Origin of the sequence: Pseudomonas sp. 43mfcvi1.1, from assembly GCF_900115935.1 — a bacterium.
GTDB classification, from domain to species: Bacteria; Pseudomonadota; Gammaproteobacteria; order Pseudomonadales; family Pseudomonadaceae; genus Aquipseudomonas; species Aquipseudomonas bijieensis.
Map to the genome: position 1 here is coordinate 152,699 of NZ_UETT01000012.1, position 13,838 is coordinate 166,536.

The window sequence follows — 13,838 nt, forward strand, 5'->3', positions numbered from 1 at the left end:
ACACATACGGCGAATTGAACGCTTTGATGGCGGCGAAAACCGAGTGATGCTGCCCCGCGGACGAGGCCAAACGCCAGTCTGAATTGAAAGTGTCCAGTTCTGAAATAGGCTTACACCGGTTTCAGGACTAGGACCACCGAAAGCAACGGCCTCCAAACCTGTACGGACACCGCTAACTTGTGCCCAGGGAATGGGCGAGTCCATCGACCTGTTTTGCCAGGATTTCGAGGGTGAAATGTTCAATCGCGCGGGCACGCCTTGGTCCGAGAGCGATGTGATCACGATAAAGCGGATCGTTCGACCCAACGCGCTCGATTTAGCCCAGCAACAGGCAACGCTCCTCCTCTGATTCTTCCAACCCGATAAACCGTCGCACCCGTTGGGCTCCATGCCCTGCGCGGATCGCCTCTGGCGAGGCATCCAACTGCACGTTGCCGTTCTCCATGAAAATCACCCGGTCAGAGATCGACAGGGCAAATTCCATTTCGTGAGTGACAATCAGCAGGGTCATGCCTTCGCGAGCCAGGTCGGCGATCACCGTAAGTACCTCGCCGACCAGTTCCGGGTCCAACGCCGAGGTTGGTTCGTCAAACAGCAGGATGTCCGGGTCCATGGCCATGGCCCGGGCGATCGCCACACGTTGTTGCTGGCCGCCAGACAGTTGATGCGGATATTTGTGAACGTGGGCCAGCAGGCCGACCTTGTCGAGCAGTTGGCAGGCCCGTTGCTCGCTCAGTGCGCGGTTGACGCCATGATAACGAGGGGCGAGGCAGATGTTGTCCAACAGTGTCCGGTGTGGAAACAGGTTGAAGTTCTGGAACACCATGCCGATGCGCTGTACGCCCTGACGAACCCGACGCCCATCCGGTTTGTCCTCGGCATTAATGAAGCCCTCCCCGAACAACAGGATTTCACCCTGATCGATGCGTTCCAGGCCATTAATGGTGCGGATCAACGAGGTCTTGCCGGAGCCGGACGGGCCGATGATGGAAATCACCTGGCCGCTTTGCACCTTCAGGTCGATACCTTTGAGCACATGATGATCGCCGTAGCGTTTGTGCACGCCCTGCAGGTGCAGGGCCGGGGCCGCCCCTTTGGCTGGGAGGCTGACCTTGCTCGATACCCTAGGTGCCAGACTGTCACGCAGCACTTGTGTCGAGGCGCTCTCCAGGGTTTGCGGTGTACGCAGGTTCAGGTCCAGGTAACGTTCCAGACGCTGCAAGGCGAAACCAAACACTGTGACGATCAGCACGTAGTACAGGCCCACAGCCGCCAGGGTCTCCATGACCAGGAAGTTCTGGGCATACAGGCGCTGGCCGACAGTCAGCAGTTCGGTCAGTGAAATCACCGAGATCAACGAGGTCAGTTTGACCACCGTGATGTATTCGTTAATCAACGTCGGCAGTGAGATGCGAAACGCTTGAGGAATGACGATCAGCCGTTGCACGCCAAGCAGCCCGAGCCCCAGGGCGCGGCCCGCTTCCTTCTGGCCTTTGGCGATCGAAATCAGCCCGCCACGATGAATTTCTGCCATGTAGGCGGCCTCAGTGACCACCAGCGCCAACAGACCGGAATAAAATGGCACCGACAGCACCGGCCCGGCACCAGGCAGCAACTGCGGCAGGTTGTAGACGAAGACCACCAGCACCAGCAGCGGAATGCTGCGAAAGAACCAGATGTAGAGTGATGCGGGTATGCGCAGCCAGCGCACGCTCGACAGTTTGGCCGATGCCAGGACGAAACCCAGCAGCATGCCCAGGAACCAGGCCAGGGTGCTCAGTTCGATGACGGTCAGGCTCGCCGCCCAGAAGTCAGCCAGGGTGAACAGCGAAAAAAAGTAATCCCAATCGAATTGCATAGACACCTCGCGCAAGCCGCGCCCCCGATCAAGGGCGCGGTTTCAGGCATTACTCAGAGACCGGTTCCAGGTCATACGCCTTGAGAATGGCGGCGTACTCGCCGTTGGCCTTGCTCTCAGCCAACGCCTTGACCAGCGCCTGATAGGTCGCGTCGGCGTCTTTCTTGACGTAGATGCCCAACGTTTGCGGGTAAACCAACTTCTGCGAGCTGACGATCACACGGCCGTTGGTACGCTGAGCGATCATGTGCGCGGCGCCGGCAATTTCCACTTGAGCCTGGATGTTCTTTGACAGCAGCGCCTGCGTCACCTCGGGTGCCGAGGGAAACTCACTGACGGTGATGGCACCCTTGTTGTTGGGGACGCAGTAGTCGCTGGACAACTGACGGAACTTGCCGACCCAGGTGGTGCCCTGCTCCAGCCCGATTTTCAGGCCACACAGGTCTTCGGGAACCTGCGGGTTCAGCTCACTGCCCTTGGGCACCATGATTGCCGCGCCGGTGTTGGCATAAGCAATGGTCCGGGCCTGGGCCTGGCGCTCCGGGGTGATGTACATGCCGGAGATGATTGCGTCGTAATGCCCGGCGTTGAGGCCGTTGAGCAGATTGGGAAACTTGGTGTCGACGAAGTTGGCCTTGACGCCCATTGCCTTGGCCAGAGAATGGGCCAACTCCGGGTCGGAGCCGACCACGTTCTTGTTGGCGTCATAGGATTCGAACGGCGGGTAGGTGATTTCCATACCGACCTTCAATACACCCGGCGTCGCGGTGCTGGCGAAGGCGGCACTGGCACAGAACAGACCAGCGGCGAGCAGACTCAGTCGGGTCAAGGCGTAGGGGGTTTTCATGATGGGAAGCTCCGTTGGTTTTTTTAGGAATGAGAGGCAGTGTTTTTCAGGCGACCGAAGCTCGATGGCTTGCGGGCTCGGGATGGCAGCTCAAGCTCGCCGTTCTCGACGCGTTTGCGCAGGTACTGATAGGTCTGCAGGGCTTGACTCCACATGTGTTCACCAATCGTTAGCTCCTCGTAGACCTGAGCGTCATTGATGAATGCCGGCAACGGCTTGATCAGCGTGTGGTAATCGCAGGCGTAAAACAGCGGGAAGCTATAGCGCTCCTGAGCCACCTTGCGCACTCGGTGAGCGGTGGCCACGAAGGTCCCGGAGGTCATGACTTCCAGCATGTCGCCGATGTTCACCACAAACGCACCGGGCATTGGCGGTGCATCGATCCACTGATCCTGGTCGTTCAGCACCTCCAACCCTGGCTGATCGGCGTGCAGGATGGTGAAGCACTCGTAGTCGGTATGCGCGCCGATGCCTGGAGCATCCACGGCAGTGGCGTCGAAGGGGTAATGGATCAGCCGCAGCTTGGAAGGCGGACGGGTGACCAGTGCGTCGAAGTAGCCCTCTTCCAGGCCCAGAGCCAGAGCGAAACCATCGAACAATCGACGGCCCAGGGCAAACACGGCCTGATAGTAATTTTGTACCGCAACCTGAAAACCCGGCACGTCGGGCCAGTGGTTCGGGCCCAGCAGCGGCGTTCGACTCAGGAATAGCGGATCGTCCACCGGCACTTCAAAACCGATGTCGAAGGCCTCTTTGTGGTCCGGCTTGCCCTTGGAGTACACCTCCTCTCCTTCGGGCACGAAGCCCTTGTGGCTTTCCGAGGCGCCGATGTAATGGCGCATCTTGGTCTCCAGGGGCTGCGCGAAATAATCCTTGCTTGCCTGGCGCAGGCCCTCGATCAGTGCCGGATCAATGCCGTGCCCGGTGATGTACAGAAACCCTACATCGCTGGCGGCACGACCCAGTTGCTCGGCCACGGCGAGGCGATGCTCCAGTTCGATACTGAAGAGGCCAGCGATGTTCACCACTGGAATGCTATTGAAGTTGGCCTGGGTCGGCGAAGTCTTATTCATGGCGGGCTCCTTCACAGGTAAAACGGTTGAAGTGTTCGCGCTCGGTTCGCGCCATCCACTGGTTCAAGGTCCAGAGATCGGCAACCGGCATGTTGGTGAAGGGCAAGTGATGCAGATACCCGTCGGCACCGAACTCCGGGGTCAGGGTGCTGACTGCATAGCCACGCTGAATTTGAGAAGCCCAGATCGCCTCCCAGTGATGCTGGTGAAACATCAGTTCACGGGCATATTCCGGAGCGGCGGGATGGGGAACTTGCGGGCCCTGGTCATAACCGACCCGAGCTTGAATGTGATGAACGCGCTCGACGAAGGACGACAGATCGTCGGCCGGGTCGTCCAGTAATCGCTCACAGCACACCACCCAATGGCTGATGTCACTGGTGAAACGCAGTTCCGGCAGTTGGCGAATCAGTTCCAGCGTCACCCAAGGGCTGTACAGGGAGCGGGCGCGGTGAGTCTCGAAACTGCAGAACACCCCATGCCTGGCGGCCAGTTCCAGGGCCTGACCGAAGAACTCGACCTGCTGCGCCAGAGGCCAGCGATCATTGCCCGCAAGCAGATTGACGAAACGGGGGGTCAGCTCCGTGGCCCAGCCGAGCTTGCGATCGATGTCGACCAAGTGCTGGGCAGGCGTAGCGCGCTGATCAGGCAGGACATCGTAGGCACTGAACAGGGTGCAGATGTAGGGGACGTGATTGCTGCGCAGGAAAGCGCCGAACTCGCCACGCTCATTGGCCTGCAGTGGCAGGCGTGCTTCGATCCCATCAAAACCGGCGACGAGCAGTTCATCCAGCGCGGATGAATGGCTGGCGGTATAGCCCCACAAGGTACGGAAAATCTCTAGCTTCATGCATTCCTCTCGACTGCTTCGGGCCACTAGCGGATTGGGCTGGTGGCGTTGCTGGGCAGTCGAAAAGGGGCCGCTGCGGGCTGCTGCTCTGATGGCGTCGGTCCCGTGTGGAGGATCCTAAGGCCATCGTGACAAATGATTGAATAGGCTGTAGCAAATAGTTAGTTCAGAAATCCATGAACTAACAACGCTGGTGAGTTTCGCGAGAACGAAAAAAGAGATCAATACCTGAATGGCGCCTACCTGACCTTCTTCGGGTGTCCATTCCTCCTGACCTCAGTCCTTGCTGATCGACGTGTTTTCATCAGCATGGGGTAAGGTTTAGGTCTTCGTTTCATGACACGCGGCTCAATCCTGCCCTGACACGCTCGACGACATCCCCAACAGCGACAACCGTCAAGTCATCGACGGTGGCTCGAAAGCCGTTACAGGCGGCAACGCCTGATCCCACTTCACAATGTCCACCGAGGCGGTTTGCGCCGAACAGCCCTGGGACAGACTCGATGAGCCGACATCAGCGGTGATCATGTTCGGGTTGCCGTGTTTATCAAGGCTGTTTCGCTCACCGTTCACCAACGGATCAAACCAGGCACCCGTGGCGATCTGCACGACACCCTGGCGGATTCCATCGCTGACAATCGCCCCGGCCAGAAAAGCCCCGCGCTCGTTGAACACCTTGACCACGTCGCCATCGACAATACCCCGGGCGTGCGCGTCCGTCGTGTTGAGGGTCAAGGGCTCACGCTGCCGGATTTTCGAGGAGCGGCTGTAGGTGCCGTGATCGTATTGGCTGTGCAGACGGGTTTTCGGCTGGTTCGACAGCAGTTGCAACGGGTACTGCGCCACTGGCTTGTCCAGCCACACCGGGTGACCGGGACAATCGGCGTAGCCAAAACTCGCGATGCGTTCGCAGAAGATTTCGATCCGTCCCGAAGGCGTCGGCAGCGGATTGGCCTCGGGGTCTTCGCGGAAGGCTTTGAGCAATACCGTATCGGTGTCGGGGTAGGCAATTTCGAACAGGCCATCTCGCCAGAACGTGTCGTAGTCCGGTAGCTCAATCCCTTGCTCCTGCGCCCTGCCTCGGGACTCGTCATAGGTAAAGCGCAGCCATGCCTCGGCATCACGCCCCTCGGTGAATGACTCGCCGAATCCCAGACGCTCGGCGACTTGCGCCAGAATCCAATAGTCGTCCCGGGATTCGCCCACCGGCTTGATCGCTTGCTGCATTGCGATCATGAAGCGGTCCGACGCGGAGCTGCCGATATCGTTGCGCTCCAGGGCCGTCGTGGCCGGTAGCACGATATCCGAATACTTGGCCTGGGCAGTCCAGAACTGCTCATGGACGATGAGGGTTTGCGGTCGCTTCCAGGCCTCCAGCAGACGGTTGAGGTCTTGATGATGGTGGAAAATATTCCCCCCCGCCCAATAGACCAGGCGTATGTCCGGGTAATGCATCCGCTTGCCGTTATAGTCGAACGGGGCTCCTGGATTGAGCAGCATGTCGGTCACTCGCGCCACCGGAATGAAGTCTTTGACCGGATTGACCCCTTGGGAAAAGCGCGGCCCGGAAAACGCTTTGCGACCGCTGCCCGTGTTGTTCATGCAGCCATAGCCAAGGCCGAATCCGCCGCCAGGCAGGCCGATCTGCCCAAGCAGCGCGGCCAGCGTTACCGTCATCCAGAACGGCTGTTCGCCGTGCACCGCACGCTGCAAGGAATAGGCAATGTTGATCATGGTGCGCTGGCGGGCCATGCGCCGCGCCAGGTCGATGATTTGCGGTGCCGGGATGTCTGTCAGGGTCTGCGCCCATAACGGATCCTTGGGTTGGCCATCGACATGACCGAGCAGGTATTGGCGAAACCGCTCATAGCCGACCGTATAGCGCCGGACGAATTCCTCATTGTGTAAACCTTCACTGACCAACACGTAGGCCAACGCCATCATCAGCGCCGTGTCGCTGCCGGGGCGCACCGGTAACCATTGATTATTTGTCGGCCCAACCAGGTCTTCGCGCAAGGGACTGACGTTGACGAACTGCACGCCGGCCTCGGACATCTTTTCGAGTGCTCGAGACAACAGATGCTCGCTGGCCCCGCCGGGGCTGGTCTGGGCGTTTTTCGCCGGCAGGCCACCGAAAGCGACAAACAACTCACAATGCTGCGCCAGGTTTTGCCATGAGGTATGCGCGGCCAGCAACCAATCCATGTTGCCGACGATATGCGGCATCAACACCCGCCCGGCGCCAAGGCTGTAGCTGTCCATGCTGAACACGTAGCCGCCGAACAGATTGAGGAAGCGATGCAGCTGACTCTGGGCGTGATGGAAGCGTCCGGCACTGCCCCAGCCGTAGCTGCCGCCGAAAATCGCCTGGTTGCCATGCTCGGTCTTGACCCGTTTCAGCTCCCGGGCGACCAAGTCCAGCGCCACTTCCCATGACACTTCGACGAAGGGTTCCTGACCGCGCCGCTCGGGGTGAGATCCGGGCTCGGCGAGGTAACTGCGGCGCACCGCCGGCCGCATGATCCGCGTCGGCGAAGTAATGGCCCCGGGAATCGAAGCACCGATGGGCGACGGATCTGAGTCCCATTCAACAGGCACCATCGCATCCAGTTTTCCGTCGACGACCTGCGGACGGTACGCGCCCCAATGCAGTGAAGTGAAACTCATGGCGCGATGAACTCCCAATGGAATACGGTCGATAGCACGCAACAGATCTGATGTGGGAGCGGGCTTGCTCGCGAAAGCGGTGTGTCAGTCGCCATCAATGTTGAATGCCAGTCCCTCTTCGCGAGCAAGCCCGCTCCCACATTTGTGCTCTGTTGTCCTGCAAAGAGTGCTCGGGCACTCAACCAATAATTACCAGCTCTCACCCAGCCCCAGCAACCCTAGGATCTGGCGTCTCAGATCCACCAGATAAGGATCGTCGCGATGACGCGGATAAGGCCGTTCGATGGTCAATTGCGCTTTAATCGCTGCCGGTCGGTCACTGAATACGATCACTCGATTGGCCAGCAGCAAAGCCTCTTCAACATCATGGGTCACCAGCAGCGCGGTGTAACCCTGACGTTGCCACAAATCGATCAACTCTTTCTGCATGGCAATGCGGGTCAGCGAATCCAGCTTGCCTAATGGCTCGTCGAGAATCAGTAGCCGCGGTTCGTTGACCAACGCCCGAGCCAACGCAACACGCTGGGCCATCCCCCCTGACAGCTGCCGTGGATACGCTCGGGAGAACGGGCTGAGGCCAACTTTTTCCAGTGCCTCATCGACCTTGGCGGAATAGGTTTTGAGCAGGCCCTGGGCCTCAAGGCCAAGGGCGACGTTGTCCCACACGCGCCGCCACGGGTACAGCGTCGGGTCCTGGAACACCACGACCCGGCTCGGGTCCGGCCCCGTAATCGGCAGGCCATCAGCCAGCAAAGCGCCCGAATCGGCAGGCTCCAGCCCCGCCACCAGGCGCAACAATGTGGACTTGCCGCACCCTGAAGGCCCGAGCAGCGCGACGAACTCGCCGGGCGCCACGTCGAGGGAAACCCGATCCAGTACCGGCAAGTGCTGACCGTCCAGGGCAAAACCATGGCTCAGGTTGTCAATGCGCAGGGCCAACCCTGCCGATGCGGTTGCTGCGTGTGCCAGCGCTACCATTTCATCGCTCCTTTTTGCCAGGCCAACAACCGGTCACGGATCAGAAACAGCGCCGAGATCAACCCCGAGCAGGCCAGTGCCATGATCAACAATGCCGCGTACATATTGGCGTAGGCCGCCCAACCCTGGGCCCATTGCAAGTACCAGCCGATGCCAGATTTGACTCCCATCATTTCCGCGACCACCAGGGTCGAGAACGAGGCGCCCAACCCCATGAACAAACCGACAAACACGTGGGGCAAAGCGGCCGGGATCGCCACTTTGAAAATCAGAAAGCCCTGCTTCGCGCCCAACGTCCGGGCCACGTCGTAATAGGCTTTGTCGACACTGGCCACACCGGACCACGTCAACACCGTCACCGGAAACCAGGTTGCCAGAGCAATGAGAAAGACACTGGCACTCCAACTGGTGGGAAACAGAAAGAAGCACAGTGGCAACAGCGCCGTCGAAGGCACCGGCCCGAGAATGCGCAGGACCGGGTGCAACCAGTAGCCGATACTGCTCGACCAACCGATCGCAACTCCGGCCACAAAACCGGTCGCGGCACCCAGCGCCACTCCACTTCCAAGCAACAGTGCCGAATGCAGCAAGCTGTCGGCCAGGCGTGGCCAGTCATCGACGTACACCGCGAGCAACGCTTGCGGCGGTGCAAAGAATGGCACCGGCAGCAGGCCCAGCTTGGCGGTGAGCAGTTCCCAGATGCCCAGCAGAATGGGCAGTGCGATCAACCAGGCGCCTGCTGCCCGTAGGCGCGTGGCGAGCTTCGCCGACCAGTGACCGACGATGCCCAGCAACCCGATCAATGTCGCCACGGCCAGGCATAGATTCGCCAGGCCTTGGGTCATCGGCCAAAGGCGCGTGGCGTTGGGCCAATAGCTGATCAACAACGCAACCGCCACCCATGCCGTCACCGCGACCGCACCTTGGCGCCAAAGCTTGAATACCCACGGCCTGGCGGATGCGGCCAACGTCGAAACATCAGCTGAAGACATCGGCGGTGATCTCCTTGGCGAACGCTCCGGCGTCGGTCCCCTGACTGATCACCTCCACGGTTTTCAGGTCGGTGACGTAAGTGGTGATCTCCTTAGTCAGCAACGGGCCAACGGCATGATGACCGTGGGTATGGTCGTGCAGGATCGCCTCGACTTCTTCGGTGGAAGTATTCAACGCATAAGCCTGGAAACCCTTGGCCACGGCCTCGGGGTTTTTCACCGAGTAATCGTGGGCCTCGAGAATCGCCTGGGTCAGGGCTGCGACCACGCGTTTGTCCTCACGCACCAGTTTGCCGGTGACGCCGACGACGCAGCAGCTGAGGTTGGCGTACTCCTCGACCAGGTTGGTGGACAACTCCTGGGCTTTGCCGGTCTTGATCAGGCGGTACATGAACGGATCACTGCCGCTGACTGCCTGCACTTCACCACGCTCCAGCGCTGTGCCCAGCAGGTCGGCCGGGTACAGTCGCCATTCCACATCCCGCACCGGATCGATGCCGTGTTTTTTCAGCAGGATCGAGAAGAAGTTACGGTCCGGGCTGGCCATGTCGGTGACGCCTATGGTTTTGCCCTTGAGGTCTTCAAGCTTATGCACGTTGCCGTTTACTGCGCTGAGCAAACGCAGGCAACCGCCGTGAGTGCCGGCGGTGAGTTTGACGTCGAAGCCCTGCTCCAGCGCCTTGAGCCAGCGCAATGCCATGCCGACTCCAGCATCGGCCTTGCCGGTGGCGATGGCTTCAAGCAGCACTTCGGTGGAGTTGCCAAAGTTGACCAGTTCGACATCGAGGTTGTGCTTCTTGAAGAAACCCTGACCGTGGGCGATGACCACTGGCGCCAGACAAACCGCATTGAGGTTGACCGCCAGTTTCAGCGCGCGCGGGGCATCCAGGCGAATGAATTCGCCCGTGCCGGCGGGCTCGCTGGAGCTATCGATAACATGGCCGGCGTGCTCATCCGCCGCCCGGCTAAAACGCGGCAGCGACATCAACAACGGACTCGCCAGGGCAACACTGGCCAGCCCCAGCAGGTGACGACGGGTCAAACGTTCGAAAACAGCCATTCAAATATCCCTTTGGTTGGTAGAAGAGTTCAGTTCTTCAGCTCGCCGAGCCCCAGGTGCTCACGCAAGGTCGAGCCTTCATAAGCGCGACGGAACAAGCCTTTGCGTTGCAGATGGGGGATCACGCTTTCGACGAATTCGCTGAACGATCCCGGCAGGTAACCCGGCGAGATCACGAAGCCGTCGCAACCTTCGCCCTGGAACAACTCGGCCAGTTGGTCGGCGATTTGCGCGCCGGTGCCCACCAGTTGCGGAACGCGAACGCTGCTGGCGAAGATCCGCCCCAGTTGCTCCAGCGTGGTCTCGGCACCCTGCATCAGTAGTTTTTCGGCCGCCGCCGGATGGATCAGCGGCGATTGGGCTATCTGCGCCAGCGTCGCGGATAACGGAAACGGTGACAGGTCGACATTGAGCTGTGAGGCCAGCGTGACCAGCCCTAATTCGGGACGTGCCAGTGCGTTGTGTCGATCGCGTTTGGTCCGTGCTTCGGCTTCCGTGCCGCCAATGAACGGCATGACCGCTGTCAGCACTTTGCAGCTGTCAGCCTCGCGCCCTTGTTGCACGACCTGCGCACGTACGTCGTCGCGGAAGGCGCGCATGGCGCTCAGGTGCGGATGAATGGTAAAGATCGCTTCCGCCCAACGCGCTCCGAAACGCCGACCGCGACCGGACGAACCGGCCTGGATCAGCACCGGTCTTCCTTGGGGCGTGCGCGGAATATTCAGGGGGCCTTCGACCTTGAACCACTCGCCACGGTGCTGCACCGACTGGATCTTCGATGGATCGGCCAGCTCCCCGCTTTCGCGATCGAGCTTGAGCGCGCCAGGTTCCCAACTGCGCCATAGCTTCAACGCCACTTCGACGAACTCGTCGGCACGGTCGTAACGCAGGTCGTGCTCCAGATGCTTGTCCCTGCCGAACAGCCGACCTTCGCTGTCGTTCATCGAGGTGACGATGTTCCACGCCGCGCGGCCCTTGGACAGGTGATCCAGAGTGGCGAACTCCCGGGCGATGTGCGCGGGTTCGTAATAGGTCGTGGAGCGGGTTGCACCCAGGCCGAGCTTGCTCGTTTGCCCGATCAGGTAAGACAGGATCGGAAGTGGGTCCAGGCGTGTCGCATCCTGAGCGCCATAACGCAATGCCAGATCCCGGGAGCCGCCCATTTGATCACCCACTGCGAGGCGATCGGCGAAGAACAGAAAATCAAACAACCCCTCCTCCACGACTTTTGCGACGCGCGCGTAATATTCGGGATCGAGGTAATTGCCGACGGTTTCAGGGTGACGCCAGACGGCGTGACTGTGAACGACAGGCCCCGTCAGCAAGAACGCTGACAGGTGAATTTGACGACTCATGCCAACGCCCCCCTACTTCGCCTTCGGCGTCCAGACTGCGATATCGGAAACCTTCAACGGCTTGGGCGTCAGCTTCGCCGCGTAATAGGTGTCAGCGATACGTTGCTGCTCGGCCAGTTCATCAACCTTGACCGGGACGATGTCATAGCTGCGGCGGGTGTTCGCCAGCTCCACAGTGGCGGAAGGAATGTTGCCCCACAACGGGCCGAGTATCTTCGCGGCCTCTTGTGGGTGCGCTTTGACCCACTGCCCCGTCTCGCGCAGGGTATCGAAGGTAACTTGCAACACGTCCGGGTGCGCGCTGGCGAACTTTGTCGTCGCCAGGTAGAAGCGGTTGTAATCGGCCAGGCCGTCCTTGCCATCAGCCAGCACGCGCACGTGATGATCCAGTTGTTGGGTCGCCAGGAACGGGTCCCAGATAACCCAGGCATCGACACTGCCGTTGGCGAATGCCGCCCCGCCATCCGGTGCTTCCAGGTAACGCGGGGTGATATCGGCGAGCGTCAAACCGGCTTTTTTCAACGCCGAAATCAATAGGAAGTTGCTGCCCGAGCCTTTGGAAACCGCGACGGTCTTGCCTTTCAGATCGGCAACGCTGTGGATGGGTGAATTGTCCGCAACGATGATGGCCTGGGCGCCAGGCGATGGGTTTTCTCGGGCGTAGTAGGTCAATGGCGCATCGGCCGCCTGGGTGAACAGCGCAAAGGCGTCGGCGACGTCGGCATGCAAATCGACACTGCCGGCGTTCAGGGAGCTGAGCAGGCCGGTGCTGAATTCATGCCAGTTGACAGTGAAGCCCAAGGGCTTCAGTCGCTCTTCCAGTTGGCCGTTTTGCTTGAGCAATATCCATAAGGTCGATGAACGCTGGTAGCTGATATCAATGGCTTGTTGGGCATGTGCCCCGGCGGCGGCGAACAACAGGCTGGCGGCGATGATGAGCTTTTTAAACGTCATGAAAGGCCTTTATAGGGGGTGGGGCGGCGTGGCTGAGGGAAAAAACCGAGTCAGCAGTGTTGCGTCCAGCAAGACGCGAAGGTCGAGGCTGAAAGCATCAACGATTATATTAATGATGAAAGATTATGAAAGAATCATATAACGCTAAGGTTATTCCTGTTTAAGCGTTTGGTCCTGACGTGGGCAAGTGGGGCCGGTCAGCACAAGGTAAAACTCCGTGTTCAAGATGATCTCGAACATCGGCGCGAGAGCAGGTTCGAGTTATTCATGAATATGACGACCATGAACTTGTTGAGCGCGGTGATGGGTCGCTAGCGGTGAAGGCTGAGCACTTACGCGGTCATCACAATCACTAATCCGATCTATCGTTAGCGTCCAAAATTCTAATCCGCGATTTAAATAGGACGTTACAGTAAGTTCCTTCTTGCCCTTGAAGGACGCCAGCATGTCATTAACCGCAGAAGTTGCCTGGGTAAACGGGGTCGGTGCTGTCGAAGGATTAGGCGCGGCGCTGGCACGACGATTCGCCAAAGGTGGATATAAGGTCGCCGTGAGCGGTCGCAGCCCCGATAAGCTCAAGGCCGTCGTCGAGAGCATCCAGGCACAGGATGGCGATGCGGTGGCGTTGCCGGCAGACGCAGGCAATGAAGCCGATATCCTGGCTGCGATCAAGGCTGTCAGGGAGCTTGGCCAACTGAAGGTCGCGATCTTCAATGTGGGTAACTCGGTGTCATCCCCCAGCCTTGAACTCAGCGCCGACCTGTTCGAACAAACTTGGCGAGCTTCGACCCTGGGTGGTTTTTTGTTCGCCAGAGAAGCCACCCGCGCGTTGCTTGAAAACGGTGGCGGCACATTGCTGTTCACGGGGGCCACGGCCTCCTTGAGGGGCAAGCCACCGTTCGCGGCGTTTGCAGCGGCGAAGGCCGGACTGCGCTCGTTGAGTCAGTCCTTCGCTCGTGAGTTCGGCCCGCAAAATGTTCACGTCGCGCACGTGGTGATCGATGGCGGCATCAATGGCGAACGCTTACGCAGCCATGCTCCGCAGCGTCTTGAGCAGCTAGGCGCTGAAGGCGCATTACAGCTTGAGGATATCGCCGAAGCTTACTGGTACCTGCATACACAACCGCGCAGCGCATGGACGCAGGAATTGGATTTGCGGCCGTTCAAGGAATCATTTTAAAGCGGCTCGCATCGAGCCAAGGAG

At 59.7% G+C, this 13,838-nt stretch carries 11 protein-coding genes; 1 reads left to right on the forward strand and 10 read right to left on the reverse strand.

What is annotated here, in order from left to right:
• Positions 1-316 precede the first annotated feature (316 nt).
• From DTP52_RS22200 to DTP52_RS22250, 10 genes are all read right to left on the reverse strand, one after another.
• On the reverse strand, positions 317-1,858 hold the full coding sequence (locus DTP52_RS22200) for an amino acid ABC transporter permease/ATP-binding protein (protein WP_109755258.1): 1,542 nt from the start codon (positions 1,856-1,858) through the stop codon (positions 317-319).
• A 49-nt stretch (positions 1,859-1,907) separates the two neighbouring features.
• On the reverse strand, positions 1,908-2,705 hold the full coding sequence (locus DTP52_RS22205; RefSeq protein WP_109755259.1) for a transporter substrate-binding domain-containing protein: 798 nt from the start codon (positions 2,703-2,705) through the stop codon (positions 1,908-1,910).
• A 23-nt stretch (positions 2,706-2,728) separates the two neighbouring features.
• Entirely contained in the window at positions 2,729-3,778 is a 1,050-nt protein-coding gene (locus tag DTP52_RS22210; RefSeq protein ID WP_109755260.1) for an isopenicillin N synthase family oxygenase, read from the reverse strand.
• A complete protein-coding gene (locus tag DTP52_RS22215) occupies positions 3,771-4,628 on the reverse strand; it encodes a sugar phosphate isomerase/epimerase (RefSeq protein WP_109755261.1) in 858 nt (285 codons plus the stop codon). Before DTP52_RS22215 ends, DTP52_RS22210 begins: the two co-directional genes overlap by 8 nt.
• Positions 4,629-5,024: 396 nt before the next feature.
• A complete protein-coding gene (locus DTP52_RS22220) occupies positions 5,025-7,295 on the reverse strand; it encodes a molybdopterin guanine dinucleotide-containing S/N-oxide reductase (protein ID WP_109755262.1) in 2,271 nt (756 codons plus the stop codon).
• Between the two features lie 189 nt (positions 7,296-7,484).
• On the reverse strand, positions 7,485-8,273 hold the full coding sequence (locus DTP52_RS22230; protein ID WP_109755263.1) for an ABC transporter ATP-binding protein: 789 nt from the start codon (positions 8,271-8,273) through the stop codon (positions 7,485-7,487).
• The gene (locus tag DTP52_RS22235; protein WP_109755264.1) at positions 8,267-9,265 is read right to left on the reverse strand and encodes an ABC transporter permease; all 999 of its coding nucleotides are present in this window, start codon (positions 9,263-9,265) and stop codon (positions 8,267-8,269) included. The genes DTP52_RS22230 and DTP52_RS22235 overlap by 7 nt, the downstream gene beginning before the upstream one ends.
• Positions 9,252-10,325, reverse strand: a complete 1,074-nt coding sequence (locus DTP52_RS22240) for an ABC transporter substrate-binding protein (RefSeq protein WP_109755265.1) — start codon at positions 10,323-10,325, stop codon at positions 9,252-9,254. The genes DTP52_RS22235 and DTP52_RS22240 overlap by 14 nt, the downstream gene beginning before the upstream one ends.
• Positions 10,326-10,354: 29 nt before the next feature.
• Entirely contained in the window at positions 10,355-11,680 is a 1,326-nt protein-coding gene (locus DTP52_RS22245) for an LLM class flavin-dependent oxidoreductase (RefSeq protein WP_109755266.1), read from the reverse strand.
• 12 nt (positions 11,681-11,692) lie between these two features.
• Complete coding sequence (locus DTP52_RS22250; protein WP_109755267.1) at positions 11,693-12,634, reverse strand: aliphatic sulfonate ABC transporter substrate-binding protein; 942 nt, start codon at positions 12,632-12,634, stop codon at positions 11,693-11,695.
• Positions 12,635-13,079: 445 nt separating this feature from the next.
• On the opposite strand from DTP52_RS22250, the gene DTP52_RS22255 reads away from it, so the two are divergent.
• Complete coding sequence (locus tag DTP52_RS22255) at positions 13,080-13,814, forward strand: SDR family NAD(P)-dependent oxidoreductase (protein ID WP_109755268.1); 735 nt, start codon at positions 13,080-13,082, stop codon at positions 13,812-13,814.
• The last annotated feature ends 24 nt before the right edge of the window (positions 13,815-13,838 follow it).

Bases quoted from the DNA above. Each gene is read 5' to 3' on its own strand.
- DTP52_RS22245 (WP_109755266.1), bottom strand. From the start codon at position 11,680: ATGAGTCGTCAAATTCACCTGTCAGCGTTCTTGCTGACGGGGCCTGTC.
- DTP52_RS22215 (WP_109755261.1), bottom strand. From the start codon at position 4,628: ATGAAGCTAGAGATTTTCCGTACCTTGTGGGGCTATACCGCCAGCCAT.
- DTP52_RS22200 (WP_109755258.1), bottom strand. From the start codon at position 1,858: ATGCAATTCGATTGGGATTACTTTTTTTCGCTGTTCACCCTGGCTGAC.
- DTP52_RS22220 (WP_109755262.1), bottom strand. From the start codon at position 7,295: ATGAGTTTCACTTCACTGCATTGGGGCGCGTACCGTCCGCAGGTCGTC.
- DTP52_RS22235 (WP_109755264.1), bottom strand. From the start codon at position 9,265: ATGTCTTCAGCTGATGTTTCGACGTTGGCCGCATCCGCCAGGCCGTGG.
- DTP52_RS22240 (WP_109755265.1), bottom strand. From the start codon at position 10,325: ATGGCTGTTTTCGAACGTTTGACCCGTCGTCACCTGCTGGGGCTGGCC.
- DTP52_RS22250 (WP_109755267.1), bottom strand. From the start codon at position 12,634: ATGACGTTTAAAAAGCTCATCATCGCCGCCAGCCTGTTGTTCGCCGCC.
- DTP52_RS22205 (WP_109755259.1), bottom strand. From the start codon at position 2,705: ATGAAAACCCCCTACGCCTTGACCCGACTGAGTCTGCTCGCCGCTGGT.
- DTP52_RS22230 (WP_109755263.1), bottom strand. From the start codon at position 8,273: ATGGTAGCGCTGGCACACGCAGCAACCGCATCGGCAGGGTTGGCCCTG.
- DTP52_RS22255 (WP_109755268.1), top strand. From the start codon at position 13,080: ATGTCATTAACCGCAGAAGTTGCCTGGGTAAACGGGGTCGGTGCTGTC.
- DTP52_RS22210 (WP_109755260.1), bottom strand. From the start codon at position 3,778: ATGAATAAGACTTCGCCGACCCAGGCCAACTTCAATAGCATTCCAGTG.